We start from the raw sequence: 14,663 nt of genomic DNA on the forward strand, positions 1-14,663 counted from the left end.
GCATCGGTGTCCCTTTGCGGTTTTTAGGACAGGGAAGGTCCGGCTGCCGCCCAATCAGCACTGGGTCCAATCATGGTGTGGTGGGCGAGGTCGCCCGCGATCCGGACGTGCTGCCCGTTTGATCCTGGAACTCATATTGACGAGAATGGTGGAGATAGCCGTCGGTGGCGCGGATTCGGTCCGACAGGAGGCGTAGGCCATTCAGCACGACCAGAACGGTGCCGCCTTCGTGTCCGATCACCGCGAGCGGAAGCGGCAGGTCGAAGAACAGGCCGCCGGTCACAAGTACCAGCATGGCGCCGATCGCGAGGACGAGATTCTGTCGGATGATGACGGCCGTCCGCCGTGCAAGCCGGTGCGCATCGGCCAGCTTCTTCATGTCTTCCGACAGCAGGGCGACGTCGGCGGCCTGCAGTGCGACGTCCGACCCCGCCGCGCCCATGGCGATGCCGACGTCGGCGCGAGCCAATGCGGCGGCATCGTTGACGCCATCGCCGACGAAAGCGACCTTGCCATCACGCGCGAGGTCGCCGACCTGGAGCACCTTGTCCTGCGGCAGCATCTCGGCATGAACCTCGCCGGGCGCAAGGCCAAGTTCCGTACCGATGCGCAAGGCCACCGGCCTGCGGTCGCCGGTCATCATCACGATGCGGTTGACGCCACCGGCGCGGAGCGCGGCCAGCGCCGGGGCTGAGCTGGCTCTTGCTTCGTCCGCAACACTGACCGCCCCCAGAACGGTCGCACCGCGCCCAAGATAGACCACGGTCTGAGAACTGTCGGCGAGTTCACGGAACGCCGGATCATCGACGGAGGCGCCCATGTCCTCGACGAGGTGAGCGTTGCCGGCCCATATCGGGCCGAAGGAATCGTAGCCGACGATGCCGGCGCTCGGATGCGACGTAACGTCCACGACCGCCACCGGCTCAACGCCATGAACCAGGGCCTCACGACGGATGGCGGCAGCGATGTGATGCTCGGAATGCGCTTCCAGCCCGGCAAGGAGCGAAAGGAAACGGCGATCCTCACCATCCAGGGCGACAATGCGCGTAACCTCTGCACGTCCATTGGTCAGGGTCCCGGTCTTGTCGAACGCGAAGGTATCGACAGCGGCGAGCGTTTCGAGCGCACCGCCCCCCTTGAACAGCACGCCGCCTCGCGCCGCGGCGGAGAGCGCCGACAGGATCGCTGCCGGGACTGAGATGACGATCGCGCAGGGACTGGCGGCGACCAGGAGTGTCGCGGCCTTGTAGAGGGCCTGTTCCCAGTCGCGGCCAAGCCAATAGAAGACCGCAAGGGCCAGAGCGGAGCCCAGCAGGACACCGACCGTATAACGCTGGCCGAACCACGCGCTGAAGCGCTCGGACGGCGCCTTCGCTTCCTGCGCCTCGGTGACGAGCTGGATCATGCGCGCGATCGTGCTGTCGCCGACCGTCCTGGTGACGGTCACGTCAAGGACCCCGTCAAGATTGACGGTCGCCTCGAAAACCTGCTCGCCCGGTTCCTTGGAGACCGGCATCGACTCACCGGTGATATTGGCTTCGTCGATTCCGCCACGGCCATGCAGGATCACACCGTCGGTCGGCACGCGTGCGCCCGGACGCAGCACCACCACATCGCCGACGGCAAGCTCCGCAGCAGGAACCTCCACCGTGGTCCCGTCCTCTCCTTTGCGGAAAGCCGTCTCCGGCCGGAGCGCCATGAGCGCCTCAACAGCCCTGCGCGCGCGTCCCAATGCCTGGTGCTCAAGCGTGGTCGACACGCTGAACAACGTCAGCAACACCGCGCCTTCGAACGGCGCCCCGACGATCGCCGCCGCCACGGCCGCGACGACCATCAGAAGATCGATGTCGAGGATATGATCGCGCCACAACGCCGTCAGGGCGCTCCAGGTGGCGGGAAGTCCTCCGGCCAAATAGACCATCGCCAGACCGGGAGATCTTAGAATGGAAAGGCCTTCCGCCGGCGGCCAGGTCCCGGCGACGGCCAGCATCATCCCGAGGACCGCAATTGCCGACATGACGGTCTGGAAATCGAGCGACAGACGTTTCATCGTCACACCGCCCGGCCGATCACGGAACCGATCAATGCGGTCGAGGCCATCGCGACAGCGCCCCAGAACACCACCCGGATAGTCGGTTTCCAGATGCTGGCGCCGCCCGCCCGTGCCCCGATTGCGCCGAGGATGGCAAGACCGATGAGGCAAGCAAGGGACACGGTCCATGCAGCCGTTCCGGCCGGCGCAAGCAGGGCGACGATCAACGGCAAAACCGCACCCGCCGCAAACGTGACCGCCGAGGTCAGCGCAGCTTGAACCGGTCTTGCCATCACATGGCTCGCCAATCCGAGTTCATCCCGCGCATGGGCTTCGAAGGCATCCTTCGCCATCATCTGTTCGGCGACCTGCCGGGCCAGCTCTGGGGCCACGCCGCGCTGCTCGTAGATTGCCGCGAGTTCGGCCAACTCGGCCTCCGGCTGCGTCGCCAGCTCGTGCCGTTCCCGCGCCATGTCGGCTTCCTCGGTATCGGCCTGCGAACTGACCGACACATATTCGCCCGCCGCCATCGACATCGCCCCGGCCACCAGACCGGCAACACCGGCAACAAGGATCTCATGCGAGGCGTTGGTCGCCGCGGCGACACCGACGATCAGGCTCGACGTCGAGATCAACCCGTCATTGGCACCCAGTACAGCCGCCCGAAGCCAGCCTATCCGTTCGATGAGATGATTTTCCTTGTGAAGGGCGCGCATGAATGGTGCTCCGAGCAGTGATTGTGTGTGCAGCGGGATGATGCTGCGTCGACGCAACCTCATTCCGTGATGGAAGGAAAACGCAGAAAAATGTTCAGTTTAGAATTATTCTAACTAAAGGACTAATTCAAGATACAACCGGCCTTTGGAACCTCACTAGCCAACCACACGGTCTACGGCCATTGGGCGATCACCGGATCCCGGCAGGTCTGCGATCAAGACCAAGATCGCTCGCCCGCCGGACGACCCGGTGTCACCCACAGATAGACAGCTTCGAGGCTAAGCCTACTCGCAAGGCAACCATCGCTAGTCCAATTCCGTCTCCGGCGACGTACCGATGGTACTGCCATCGCCATCGCCAGAACTACGACTATAATAGTCGTTCTTGGCTTATTTTGCGAGCCAAAAGGCGCTGCTGGTTCCGTCGCTAGGGAGCGATCCAGTGAAACTGATTCGGTCGTTCTGAATGAAGGCCCCGACCTTTGGGTCGGGGCCTTGCGGGGGAGCCTCAGTCGGCGCGCCTGCCGTTGGGGCGGGACCAGATTAGCGAGAAGGTATCTTCGCCCTCGTCGTCGAAGAGGTTGGCGTAGATCGGGGCGTTGAAGCTCGGATCGTCGAGCTTGAGGCCCAGATAGTCGCGACCCTCGTTGGAGCGCTTGGACCAGGCGGCGCCGATCTCGGCGCGGCCGACCAGGACCCGGTGGCTGGGGGCGTTCTCGCCGGCGGCGCGCTGGTCGGGGACGATGCGCACGTTCTTGGCCTGGACGCTGAGGGTGACGATGTCGCCGGTGAACTCGTTCGAGCCGGTCTTCTTAAAGGTGCCGATGGTCGCCATTGTAAATCTCCGTTTTCCGTTCCCGAGCCCGCACCATGCGGTCTCGATGGCGATCGGCAGGCCGGAGGCGATCGACGGCGCACCCCTTGCTCAGGGTCCCCGGCGCAGTTGCGCGCTGGGGGTGAGAATGGGGCTAGACAGCCAAGGAGGGCTTTCTTGTTGCGCGCGGAATGACGGCGCAGCCGGCAGGGGAAGAAAGTTTGACGCGGCTGTTGCGGCATAGGCGATCGAGGCGAAGCCGGTCTTCAGCCAGATCAGGCCATTGGAGAGACCGTTTGGAGCGATCGAGGCACGGTCAGACAACGGAGAAAATGGTGCCCTCCCGCACCGAAAAGCCGGCGCCACGGCAGGGTTCAGCGGCTTCGTCTCCTCCCGCCAAGCCAACGTTGCTGCCTCCTGACCTCCCGTCGCCCTGAAAGAGATCGCCGCGCCGAATGTCCGGTGCCCCGCCAAGACATGGCTCTGCCCATACGGCGCTTCAGGGAGGTAATCGAGAACTACATAGGACTCTATTTCGTGGTGTAGCCGCCATTGACGAGAATCGTCTGGCCCGTCATCCACCAGCCGTCAGAGACCATGAAGCGAATATACGGGACGATGTCCTCAATGTCGGTGAGGCCGGTCTTCGAGTATCCCGACAGAGCTGCGGCGGTCTTATGGTAGGCGACGGCATCGGCGCCTTCGGCCGGATAGAAGAACGGCGTATCCATCGGACCTGGACCAATTGCCGTCACTGAGATGCCACGCTCGCCGAACTCCTTGGAGGCTGCGCGGGTAAAGTGTTCGACCGGAGCCTTGGTGCCGGCATAGCTAGAATAGAAGGGCGTGAAGGCGCCGAGCAAAGAGGTGACGACCGTCACCAGCTTGCCGTTGTCGTTCAGGTGCTTGCCGGCTTCCTTGATGAAGAAGAAGGCCGTCTTGGAGTTGACGGCGCTCATCCCGTCATATTCGGCCTCGCTGATCTCGACGATGGGCTTCTTCAGTACCTTGCCGACGGTGTTGATGGCGATGTCCGGACGGCCGATGGCGGCGACAGCATCGGCGAACAGTTTCTCGACGGCCCCGGCGCTGGTCAGGTCGGCCTGGAAGACCACCGCTTCCGCGCCCGCAGCCTTGACGGCGGCAACGGTCGCATCGGCATCCGCCTTGCTGGCGGCGCTGTTGTAGTGGATCGCAATGGCTTTCGCGCCATGGGCGGCGAGATCGCGGGCGATCAGTCCGCCGAGGTTCTTCGCCCCTCCGGCGATGATGACGGTTTTGCCTTTGATGCTGTGATCGGTCATGGACGGCCTCCTTTGCCGGGCTGCAATCGCACCGGCGACCGCTTTTGTTGAGCAACCATATCCGCTAGGATTGGCCAATAAAGCTGATCATTCTGACATCACTTGTCAGAAAATCAGCACAATTGGAGTTCTGACTGTTTGGACCGCGTCGATCTGTTCCGCATGTTTGTGCGTGTCGTTGAATGTGCGAGTTTCACCCGCGCGGCCGACACGCTGGGCGTTCCGCGGTCCTCCGTATCGGCCGGCATTCAGGAATTGGAGGGACGGGTTGGGGCGCGGCTGCTACACCGCACGACCCGCAAGGTCTCCCCGACACAGGACGGCATCGCCTTCTATAAGCGCTGCCAGCGGGTCATCGCCGACGTCGAGGATACGGAAAATCTTTTCCGGCAGACCGCCGCCAAACCGTCGGGCAAGCTGCGGGTCGATGTCCCGGGGCGGATCGGGCGTCTGATCATCGCGCCGGCTTTGCCCGGCTTCCTCGACAAATTTCCCGAGATCGACATCGACCTCGGCGTCACCGACCGCTCGGTGAACCTGGTCGAAGACAGCATCGACTGTGTGCTGCGTGTGGGGCCGCTCAACGACTCAGGCCTGATCGCGCGGCCTATTGGAAAGTTGCTACTGATCAACGTCGTCAGCCCAGCCTATGTGACGCGGCATGGCACGCCAGGCTCTCCTGAAGATCTGGGAGATCACTGGGCGGTCAATTATGCTTCTCCGACCAGCGGCCGTGTTGAGGATTGGGAGTGGCTGGAGCAAGGGAAGCTGCATCGGGTTCCGTTGCGCGGGCGGGTCACTGTCAACAGCGCCGAGGCCTACATCGCCTGTTGCCTCGCAGGCCTCGGCATGATCCAGATCCCAGCCTATGACGTGAAACAGCATCTTGAGGCGGGAGAATTGGTCGAGGTGATGCCCGGCCATCGAGCCGAGCTGATGCCTATGACGTTACTCTATCCCCACCGCCAGCACCTTTCACACCGGCTGCAGGTATTTGCCGATTGGCTTGAGACGCTGCTGAAGGACAAGCTCTTATGAAGAGCAAAAGCCACCCGGGATCCGAAACGCCTGCGCTCAAGCGGTCCGGATGACCGAAGCGTCCTCGCCGATCATGCGTTAGAGGCAGTTTTTGCAGACGTCAGGATTACCGATCGGGCCAGACGCGACTGGCAAAGATCATGGTGAGGCCGAACGCAGCGATCCTGATGAATTGCACGTTCATCTTCACAAAGGCCAACGACTGACCGGCGGGTTCCTAACCCCAGCTCCCGGCCGCCAGCCATTTGAGCGCGGACAGGCTTGGCATGAACAGATATTCGCCGCCCTTCATGACATTGAAAGTCTGCACACCGTCGATGCGCTTGCGCGCCGGCGCCTGCGGGATCGTGAACCGGCCATCATCCTCATGCAGGCCAACGATCGGATCGCGCTCTTCGCCAAGGTCGACGAAATTGCCTCGGTTGATCCACTCCTGCTGCATGAACTCGATCGTGTCGTAGGCACGCGCGCTGATGAAGATGAAGAACAGGCCGCGATCGCCGTTGGCATCGTCCTCAGGCCCCACATCCTCGGAATAAACCGGCCCGAAGGTCGAGGAACGGCGAATGATGCGGTGGATGTTGACGTCGGTGAGCAGCGTCAACTCGGAATCGCGGGGATTGAGCCGTCGCATATGGCAGCCGAGCGGCACGACGCGGCCTTTGGGATCGTCCTTGAAGGTGAAGTCGTTGTTGCGCTGCGGATCGGCGCCGAGGTCGGGATCGTCGTGATCGTGCGCCAGCGTCAAGGGTGCGCCGGAGCGCCAGCGCCCGAACATCTTGGCGGCAAGGCGCTCGCGTTCCTCCGGCGTGTCGCCATGTGCCTTGAGGAAGGCGTTGAAGCAACCGACCCGGCTGTTATACTTGCGCATTACGACGAAGGTGCCGTTCCTTCCGAGAACCGCAGGCTCGGGCATGCCGAGCGGCTGGCCGTTCTCGCTCTCATAGCCGAGGATGAATTCGCCGGCCTTGATCGGCCGCTCCTCGCCTGGCAGCGGATCAACGCCGCTGCCCTCCACTGCGGGCTGGGAGATCGAATCCCGGAAACCGAACGGGTTTTTCGCGCCGTCCGGCGCGCCGAAGCGATGCTCGCCGAGCAAGGTGACGCCGCTGCTCCGGTCGAGTTCGGTGCGCGCCGTCGCCAGCGCCTTGTCGAGCGCATCATCGTCGACCGCGTAGATGGTCAGCGCGAGATGGCAGTTGCCCGGCTTGAACACGTCTTCCCAGTTTTCCGGCGCGTTGGGTCCGAAGTCGCGAAGCTGCTCCGCGCGTGCGGCCATGCCCTGCTGGAACGGGAGCGGAAAGGTCTTGAGCTGGGCGTCGGGAACGCCGAGCGCCTTCAGACCCTCGAAGCTGAGCGCAGCGCCGATCCAGAAATCGAGATCCTCGCTCCAATTGTCGGCCGAAGCGATATGCGGTGCCAGCCGGCCGAGAAGATTGCGGGCTCCCGCTGCCTCGTCGAAATGGAGCATGGCGTGAACGCCGACATAGGGTTCCGGCCGGCTTCTGAGGATCAGCGCCTGGATGTCCTGCAGGTCGAGCGTGACGCTATCCCGCGAGAAGTGCTCTTTTAGTTTCTGAAGGATCGCCATGGCTCAGCCCACCTTGTCCAGGAATTCGTTGACGGCATGTTCGAGCCGTTGGAGCCGGCGCACATCGACGACGGTGACCTGCGGATTGGCGACGAACCAGCCGGCGGCGGTGATCTGATGCTCGGCGATGAAGTCCTTGACCTCGGGGCTGGCGATGCCCGGCCAGCCCTCGACCGAGGCGAAGATCAGGTCCATCAGATCGGGGATCTTGGTGGCGAAGTCGTTGATATAGGTGTCCCAGTCGCCGTCATAGGCGGTGGCGAACAGGATGCGGGTGTCGTTGTCGAAGAACACGAACCGCATGTTGTGCAGCGTGCCGACCTTCTGCGCCCCGTCGAAATTGTCGTTCACCAGCCCGAATATGCGTTTCAGCCGATCCGCGCCGCCGGGCTTGAGGTTGGCGATGGCGGTGAGCTCGGAGACATTGCCGGACTGCGCGCCGACGCGACCGGCCGAGCCGGCTGTGCCCTTGAGGTCGGGATTATGCTTCGTCACCATCTGCTCGAGGGCGAGCTTGGCGAGCTGTGGCGCATCGCCAACCACTTCCTCGATGCGGCGGCGGATGGCCTGCAAGCGGGTTTCATCGATCTGCGGGGTTTCTTCGGTCTCGGCCATGGCTGGCCTCCTTTCGTGATTGCGTGTGACGATCGGATCGTCAGTCCGGAATGACGTCGATGCTCGCCGGCTCGACGCGCGGTTGCGCGTTCATTTCGTGGCGGTAGCGGGTGGATCGTTCATAGGCGGCGATGCGCACGCGCATGATCGAGCCGAGTGGCTGATGATCGCGGATACCGTGCCAGGGATTGAACGACAGCACATCATCGCCGTAGACGCGCCGCGCCGGCGAATAGGCCTCCTGTGGCGGGATGCGCAGGGTCGCGATCGGCTGGTGCGGCGAAAGGTCTTCCGGCCAGAGCACGGCGGCGTCCTCGACCGGCATCCTGTCGAGATCGGCACAGAGCTGAGCACGGAGCTGATACTCTGCGCCTTGCTCGCGGAAATGTTCAACCACCAGATCGCGCATGGTGGAATCCTCAACCGCGCCGACATCCTTGCCGGTCAGTGCACGGACGTTGTCGGAGAACGGCGCGGCACTGATCTTGGCGATATGGTCGCCGAAGCGGATCGCCGCCATCGAATGATAGGTTTCGCCCAGCAGATGGTTATTGTCGCGAGCGAGCCCGCGCAGCGTGGCGCCGGGCTCGACGCCGACCGCTTCGACTGCCGCCTCCACGCCGCGCGCGACCCCAGCCATCGCTCGCTGGAGAAAGGCCGGGTTCTGGGCATTCTTCTCCAGAAGGCTGATGAGCTGGCGATATTTACCGATCGTGCCGAAGCTCAAGGTCGGGATGTTGACGAGCAGGAAATCCTGGTTGTGGCCCTGGTCTTCGGGGAGAAGCCGCTCGCCATCGACACCGATCACCTTGATCGCCATGCCACGCGGCGCGGGAATGGTATCGGAGTGGATGTCGCCCGGCGCCGAAGAGAGGCGGATCACCACCGGATAGTTGGCGGGTCGGGCGAACAAGCCCTGGCGCAGATGCGAGGGCAGTTCATGAACGATCAGTTCGCCCTTCAGGAACCCATGGCTTTTGGCATGGGCGTCGCGCACGGCGTGGCGATGACGCTCGAAGGCCCGCCGGTTGGTGGTGGCCATGATCTCGAGGATCTCGGCGGTCAGCCGCTCCTCGTCCTCGCCGAGAACCTCCACGTCCGGGGAATAGCCAATGTAGGTTTGAGCCAAGAGCGCTCCTTCACACTGAGATTTCGTTGCCCAGGAACGATTTCGAGTCGAAATCGCCGTTGATTTAGGATATCAGTTGATATCTGGTTTCACTGAGAACGCGGAACCTCCGAAAAGGTTTCGCACGTCTCGCCCGTTGGTTGGAGAACGAACCCATGCCGCTTACGCGCAAGGACACGCAGCGCCAGACGCGGGACCGGCTGATCGCGGCCGCGCATTCCTCGATTATCGAGGAGGGGGTCGCTGCCATGTCGATTCGCAACATCTGCAGCGCCGCAGGGCATTCGCAGGGCGCCTTCTACTCGAACTTCGCCAGCAAGGATGATCTGCTGGTCGAGATCCTGCAAAGCCATATCCAGGACGAGGTCACACTGCTTCGCGACCTGGTCGCGCACTGCTCCGGCGACGATATCGAGGCGACGCTGCAGGTGCTGGCCGCGCGGCTCGCGAAGTTGGCCGACGAGGCACAATGGTCACTGCTCTCGATCGAATTGCAGCTCCATGCCCGGCGCGATCCGGCTTTCGCCGAGCGGCACCGGGAGGGCAAGGCGGCCTGCTATCGGATGTTCGGTGAGCTCGTCGCCGATCTGACGCAACGCTTCGCACTTCGTCCGGCCTTGCCGCCGATGCAGACCGGTATCGGTCTTTACGCGCTCTGGATGGGACTGGCGGTGCAGGGCGATGTCGAAGGCGCCATGCCGCGCGACGAGATGCTCGTCGGCTTCTTCCGCGCCATGGCAGGACTGGGTTCGTCGCATGAGGAGCAGGCGTATTCGTGAGCGGGATCGTTTCAGATCGTCGACGCATCGGCTGCGATGAGCACGGACACCCGCTCGTCGGCGAGGTGGATGAGCATCGGCGCTTCCATATCCGCTTCCGCGCCCGGGACGCCGACATCGACGAACTCGGCCATGTCAACAATGCGGTCTGGGTGACCTGGATTCAGGATGCGTCGGTGGCGCATTGGCTGACGGCCGCGCGGCCGCAGGATCGCGACCGGTTCGTCGCGGTCGTGCTGCGCCATGAGGTGGACTATCGCGGCAATGTCCGGGCGGGAGACGAGGTCAGTGCGATCACCTGGGTCGTCCGAGCGCCGCGGGGTGCCCGCTATGCACGATGTGTCGAATTCCATGCCGAAGACGGCCGGACGATCGTCGCCTCGCTGACCCAATGGGCCCTGGTCGATCGGGAAACCGGCAAGCTGGCCCGCGTCCCGGTGGAGGTGGCGGCTCCGTTTCTAAGTGACGATACCGCGCAGAAGGAAATTGGATGAGCGATATCAGGAAAGTGGCGGTTCTCGGCACGGGAGTCCTCGGGAGCCAGATCGCCTTCCAGACGGCCTATAGCGGCTTCGATGTTGTCGCCTACGACATCAGCGAGGAAGCGCTCGAACAGGCGCGCGCACGGCTGGCGGCGCTCGTCGAAACCTACACGAACGAGGTGTCGGGCGCGGCTGGCGGCAAGGCGGCCGGGGCGCTCAAGCGGATCGCTCTGCTGAGCGATCTCGGCGCGGCCGTCGCGGACGCGGACCTCGTGATCGAGGCGGTTCCGGAGGGTCTTTCGATCAAGCAGGCGCTCTACGAGAAACTGGCGGGGCTCGCGCCGGACAGGACGATCTTCGCCACCAATAGCTCGACCCTGCTGCCGAGCGACCTGAAGGCTTACACCGGCCGACCGGATCGGTTTCTGGCGCTGCACTTCGCCAACAGCATCTGGAAGTTCAACACCGCCGAGGTGATGGGCACGGACGACACCGATCCGGCCGTGTTCGATGCCCTGATCGCCTTCGCCTCCGCCATCGGCATGGTGCCGATCCCGGTGCGCAAGGAGAAAGCGGGTTACGTCCTCAATTCGCTTTTGGTGCCGCTCCTGAACGCGGCCGCCGATCTGGCGGCCGGCGGCTATGCCGAGCCGGAAGATGTCGACAAGGTCTGGCGGATCGCCACCGGCGCGCCGATGGGGCCGTTCCAGATCTACGACATCATCGGATTGAACACCCCCTACAACATCCTCTCGCATGGCGACGAGCATGCTCAGTCGCTCGCCGCCTGGCTGAAGGAAAACTACATCGACAAGGGCAGGCTCGGCATCGCCTCGGGCGAAGGCTTCTACAGCTACAAGCCCTCCGCAGACTGATCCCAACAAGAAGAACAGGAGTTCGCCATGCACTATAGCAGCGGAAACTATGAAGCCTTCGTGCGTCCCCGCAAGCCCGAGGGCGCCGACAAGAAGACGGCCTGGTTTGTCGGTTCGGGGCTGGCGGGGCTTGCCGGCGCGGCCTTCCTGATCCGCGACGGCGGCGTTTCCGGCGACCGCATCACCATCCTTGAAGAGCTGGAAATCCCTGGTGGCGCGCTCGATGGTCTGGACGTGCCCGAAAAGGGCTTCGTCATTCGCGGCGGCCGCGAAATGGAAGAACATTTCGAGTGCCTGTGGGACCTTTATCGCTCGATCCCCTCGCTGGAGATCGAGGACGCCAGCGTGCTCGACGAGTTCTACCGGCTCAACAAGGACGATCCCAACTTTTCGCTCCAGCGCACGACGCAGAACCAGGGCCAGGACGTGCCCGACAAAGCGCTGTTGACGCTAAACGACAAGGCCCAGAAGGACCTGCTCTCGGTCTTCCTCGCGACGCGCGAGGAGATGGAGAACAAGCGTATCAACGAGGTCTTCGGCGAAGACTTCCTCAAAAGCAATTTCTGGCTCTACTGGCGCACCATGTTCGCCTTCGAGGAATGGCATTCCGCGCTGGAGATGAAGCTCTACCTGCACCGCTTCATCCATCATATCGGCAGTCTCGCCGACTTCTCCTCGCTCAAGTTCAACCGCTATAACCAGTATGAATCGATGGTCCTGCCGCTGGTGAAGTGGCTGACCGATCACGGCGTCACGTTCCGCTACGGCGTCGAGGTCACCGATGTCGATTTCGACATCCAGCCCGGCCGCAAGCAAGCGACCCGCATTCACTGGAAAGAGCGCGGCGTCGAAGGCGGCGTCGATCTCGAGCCAGACGATCTCGTCTTCATCACGATCGGCTCGCTGACCGAGAATTCCGACAATGGCGACCACAGGACGCCGGCGAAGCTCAATGAAGGACCGGCGCCGGCCTGGGACCTGTGGCGCCGCATCGCCGCGAAGGATCCGGCCTTCGGCCGCCCCGACGTGTTCGGCGCCCATATCCCGGAGACGAAATGGGCCTCCGCCTCCATCACTGCCCTCGACGCCCGCATTCCGGCCTATGTCGAGAAGATCACCAAGCGGAACCCCTTTACCGGCAAGATCGTCTCCGCCGGTATCGTCACGGTGAAGGACTCGGCGTGGCTGCTGAGCTGGACGGTTCATCGCCAGCCGCATTTCAAGAAGCAGCCCAAAGATCAGATGATCGCCTGGTTCTACGCGCTCTTTGTCGATTGCCCCGGCGACTTCGTGAAGAAGCCGATGCAGGAATGCACCGGTGAGGAGATCACCCAGGAATGGCTCTATCACCTCGGCGTGCCGGTCGAGGACATTCCCGAACTCGCGGCATCCGGCGCCAGCACCGTTCCCACGATGATGCCCTATATTACCGCCTTCTTCATGCCGCGCCAGGCGGGTGACCGGCCGGACGTGGTGCCGGAGGGCGCGGTCAACTTCGCCTTCATCGGCCAGTTCGCGGAATCGAAGCAGCGGGACTGCATCTTCACCACGGAATATTCGGTGAGAACCCCGATGGAGGCCGTCTACACGCTGATGAATGTCGAGCGCGGCGTGCCGGAGGTCTTCAACTCGACCTATGATATTCGTACACTTCTTGCTGCGATCGGTCCGCTGCGGGACGGCAAGGGCATCGATCTTCCCGGACCGGCCTTCCTGCGCAAGCTGCTGATGAAGAAGCTCGAAGGCACGGAGATCGCCAAGCTGCTCGAAGAGTTCCATCTGATCGAGGAGTGAACAAAGACCGGAAGGCACGCGCGGCGTGTGAAAGGTGATGAATGGCCGACGACGATCAGAAGAGCGAACGCGCCGCCGAGGTGACTGGGGCGCACGGCCATCATCACCATCATGAGCCGGACGGCGAAACGCCGTCCGGTCACGTCGACCATGATCCGGTCTGTGGCATGGTGGTCGATCCCGCCAGGACCGCTCACAAGGCTGAGTATGAAGGCGAGCGTTACGCCTTCTGCTCGGCCGGCTGTAAGGCGAAGTTCGACGCCGACCCCGTGCATTATGCAGCACGGGTAGCGCATGCCGAGCCGCACCATGAGGGTGCTGCTACCCATGGCGATCATTCCCACCCTAGCCACACCCATAGACTTGATCGCCATGAGCATCACCCCGTTGCGGCGTTAACGGCAGCCGTAACGGAGGGCACGATCTGGACCTGCCCGATGCATCCGGAAATCCGCCGGGACGCGCCGGGCAGTTGTCCGATCTGCGGCATGGCGCTGGAGCCGCTGATCGCGGCGGCGGATGCCGGACCCAGTCCCGAACTTGCCGATATGACCCGGCGCTTCTGGATCGGCCTCGCGCTCGCCTTGCCCGTGTTCCTGCTGGAGATGGGCGGCCACCTGATCCCGGCGCTGCACCATCTGGTGCCGATGCACATCTCGATCTGGATCCAGTTCGCCCTGGCGACGCCGGTGGTGCTGTGGGCCGGATGGCCGTTCTTCGCGCGTGGCTGGGCGTCGATCGTCAACCGCAGCCTCAACATGTTCACGCTGATCGCGATGGGGACCGGCGTCGCCTGGGGATACAGCATCGTCGCGACATTCGCGCCGCAGCTCTTCCCGCAGGCTTTCCGTGACGCTGATGGCGCGGTCGCGGTCTATTATGAGGCGGCCGCCGTCATCACCGTGCTGGTGCTGCTTGGTCAGGTTATGGAGTTGCGCGCCCGGGAACAGACGTCCGGCGCGATCCGCGCGCTTCTCAATCTCGCGCCGAAGACCGCACGACGCATCGGGGCAGACGGTGTGGAAGAAGATGTGCCGGTCGAGGCGATTGCGATCGGCGAGCGGCTCAGGGTCCGGCCCGGGGAAACCGTGCCGGTGGATGGCGTGGTCGAGCAGGGGCGCTCATCGATCGATGAATCGATGGTGACCGGCGAATCCATGCCGGTGACGCGCGTAGTCGGCGAAGCGGTCGTAGGAGGGACGCTGAATCAGACCGGCGCGCTCGTCATCCGGGCGGAAAAAGTCGGGCGCGACACGATGCTGGCTCGCATCGTCCAGATGGTCGCGGATGCCCAGCGCTCGCGTGCGCCGATCCAGCGCATGGCTGATCAGGTGTCGGGCTGGTTCGTGCCGGTCGTCATCGCCGTAGCGCTGCTCGCCTTCGCGGCCTGGGGTGTATGGGGGCCGGAGCCGCGGCTGGCGCATGGCCTGATCGCCGCCGTTTCCGTGCTGATCATTGCCTGTCCCTGCGCGCTCGGGCTTGCGACGCCGATGT

The 14,663-nt window shown here is 63.4% G+C and carries 13 protein-coding genes; 6 read left to right on the top strand and 7 right to left on the bottom strand.

Features of this window, described 5'->3' with window-relative positions:
• Positions 1–70: 70 nt before the first annotated feature.
• The 4 genes from ACE3TU_RS04590 to ACE3TU_RS04605 form a co-directional block, all read right to left on the bottom strand.
• Positions 71–2,050, bottom strand: a complete 1,980-nt coding sequence (locus ACE3TU_RS04590; protein ID WP_023513020.1) for a cation-translocating P-type ATPase — start codon at positions 2,048–2,050, stop codon at positions 71–73.
• A 2-nt stretch (positions 2,051–2,052) separates the two neighbouring features.
• Complete coding sequence (locus ACE3TU_RS04595) at positions 2,053–2,748, bottom strand: VIT family protein (RefSeq protein WP_374620801.1); 696 nt, start codon at positions 2,746–2,748, stop codon at positions 2,053–2,055.
• Between the two features lie 508 nt (positions 2,749–3,256).
• The gene (locus ACE3TU_RS04600; RefSeq protein ID WP_160788156.1) at positions 3,257–3,583 is read right to left on the bottom strand and encodes a DUF736 domain-containing protein; all 327 of its coding nucleotides are present in this window, start codon (positions 3,581–3,583) and stop codon (positions 3,257–3,259) included.
• A gap of 509 nt (positions 3,584–4,092) precedes the next feature.
• Positions 4,093–4,866 carry an SDR family oxidoreductase gene (locus ACE3TU_RS04605; RefSeq protein ID WP_374620804.1) on the bottom strand — a complete coding sequence of 258 codons (774 nt, stop codon included), beginning with the start codon at positions 4,864–4,866 and terminating at the stop codon, positions 4,093–4,095.
• A gap of 138 nt (positions 4,867–5,004) precedes the next feature.
• Between ACE3TU_RS04605 and ACE3TU_RS04610 the strand changes: the two genes are divergently transcribed.
• A complete protein-coding gene (locus ACE3TU_RS04610) occupies positions 5,005–5,904 on the top strand; it encodes a LysR family transcriptional regulator (RefSeq protein WP_374620807.1) in 900 nt (299 codons plus the stop codon).
• Between the two features lie 217 nt (positions 5,905–6,121).
• Here ACE3TU_RS04610 and ACE3TU_RS04615 read toward each other — a convergent pair whose 3' ends face one another.
• Genes ACE3TU_RS04615 through ACE3TU_RS04625 form a run of 3 tightly spaced genes read right to left on the bottom strand, consistent with a single transcriptional unit; the run spans position 6,122 to position 9,239 of the window.
• Complete coding sequence (locus tag ACE3TU_RS04615; RefSeq protein WP_050746443.1) at positions 6,122–7,495, bottom strand: Dyp-type peroxidase; 1,374 nt, start codon at positions 7,493–7,495, stop codon at positions 6,122–6,124.
• A 3-nt stretch (positions 7,496–7,498) separates the two neighbouring features.
• Positions 7,499–8,110, bottom strand: a complete 612-nt coding sequence (locus tag ACE3TU_RS04620) for a hypothetical protein (protein ID WP_374620810.1) — start codon at positions 8,108–8,110, stop codon at positions 7,499–7,501.
• A gap of 40 nt (positions 8,111–8,150) precedes the next feature.
• On the bottom strand, positions 8,151–9,239 hold the full coding sequence (locus ACE3TU_RS04625) for a catalase family protein (protein ID WP_035219810.1): 1,089 nt from the start codon (positions 9,237–9,239) through the stop codon (positions 8,151–8,153).
• A gap of 155 nt (positions 9,240–9,394) precedes the next feature.
• Between ACE3TU_RS04625 and ACE3TU_RS04630 the strand changes: the two genes are divergently transcribed.
• The 5 genes from ACE3TU_RS04630 to ACE3TU_RS04650 form a co-directional block, all read left to right on the top strand.
• On the top strand, positions 9,395–10,018 hold the full coding sequence (locus ACE3TU_RS04630; protein ID WP_050746444.1) for a TetR/AcrR family transcriptional regulator: 624 nt from the start codon (positions 9,395–9,397) through the stop codon (positions 10,016–10,018).
• Positions 10,015–10,512 (top strand): thioesterase family protein, encoded by a 498-nt coding sequence (locus ACE3TU_RS04635; RefSeq protein WP_197426847.1) that lies wholly within the window; start codon positions 10,015–10,017, stop codon positions 10,510–10,512. Before ACE3TU_RS04630 ends, ACE3TU_RS04635 begins: the two co-directional genes overlap by 4 nt.
• On the top strand, positions 10,509–11,375 hold the full coding sequence (locus ACE3TU_RS04640) for a 3-hydroxyacyl-CoA dehydrogenase (RefSeq protein WP_374620814.1): 867 nt from the start codon (positions 10,509–10,511) through the stop codon (positions 11,373–11,375). The genes ACE3TU_RS04635 and ACE3TU_RS04640 overlap by 4 nt, the downstream gene beginning before the upstream one ends.
• Positions 11,376–11,402: 27 nt before the next feature.
• On the top strand, positions 11,403–13,169 hold the full coding sequence (locus tag ACE3TU_RS04645) for an oleate hydratase (protein WP_374620817.1): 1,767 nt from the start codon (positions 11,403–11,405) through the stop codon (positions 13,167–13,169).
• 41 nt (positions 13,170–13,210) lie between these two features.
• Positions 13,211–14,663, top strand: a 1,453-nt coding sequence (locus ACE3TU_RS04650) for an HAD-IC family P-type ATPase (protein ID WP_374620819.1), incomplete at its 3' end; no start/stop codon positions are given.

The sequence above is a fragment of the Devosia sp. genome (genome assembly GCF_041917035.1).
Classification (GTDB): Bacteria; Pseudomonadota; Alphaproteobacteria; order Rhizobiales; family Devosiaceae; genus Devosia_A.

What these genes read in the sequence shown, in the direction of transcription:
- ACE3TU_RS04595 (WP_374620801.1), bottom strand. Translation starts at nt 2,748, where the DNA reads ATGCGCGCCCTTCACAAGGAAAATCATCTCATCGAACGGATAGGCTGG.
- ACE3TU_RS04640 (WP_374620814.1), top strand. Translation starts at nt 10,509, where the DNA reads ATGAGCGATATCAGGAAAGTGGCGGTTCTCGGCACGGGAGTCCTCGGG.
- ACE3TU_RS04605 (WP_374620804.1), bottom strand. Translation starts at nt 4,866, where the DNA reads ATGACCGATCACAGCATCAAAGGCAAAACCGTCATCATCGCCGGAGGG.
- ACE3TU_RS04600 (WP_160788156.1), bottom strand. Translation starts at nt 3,583, where the DNA reads ATGGCGACCATCGGCACCTTTAAGAAGACCGGCTCGAACGAGTTCACC.
- ACE3TU_RS04615 (WP_050746443.1), bottom strand. Translation starts at nt 7,495, where the DNA reads ATGGCGATCCTTCAGAAACTAAAAGAGCACTTCTCGCGGGATAGCGTC.
- ACE3TU_RS04590 (WP_023513020.1), bottom strand. Translation starts at nt 2,050, where the DNA reads ATGAAACGTCTGTCGCTCGATTTCCAGACCGTCATGTCGGCAATTGCG.
- ACE3TU_RS04645 (WP_374620817.1), top strand. Translation starts at nt 11,403, where the DNA reads ATGCACTATAGCAGCGGAAACTATGAAGCCTTCGTGCGTCCCCGCAAG.
- ACE3TU_RS04620 (WP_374620810.1), bottom strand. Translation starts at nt 8,110, where the DNA reads ATGGCCGAGACCGAAGAAACCCCGCAGATCGATGAAACCCGCTTGCAG.
- ACE3TU_RS04630 (WP_050746444.1), top strand. Translation starts at nt 9,395, where the DNA reads ATGCCGCTTACGCGCAAGGACACGCAGCGCCAGACGCGGGACCGGCTG.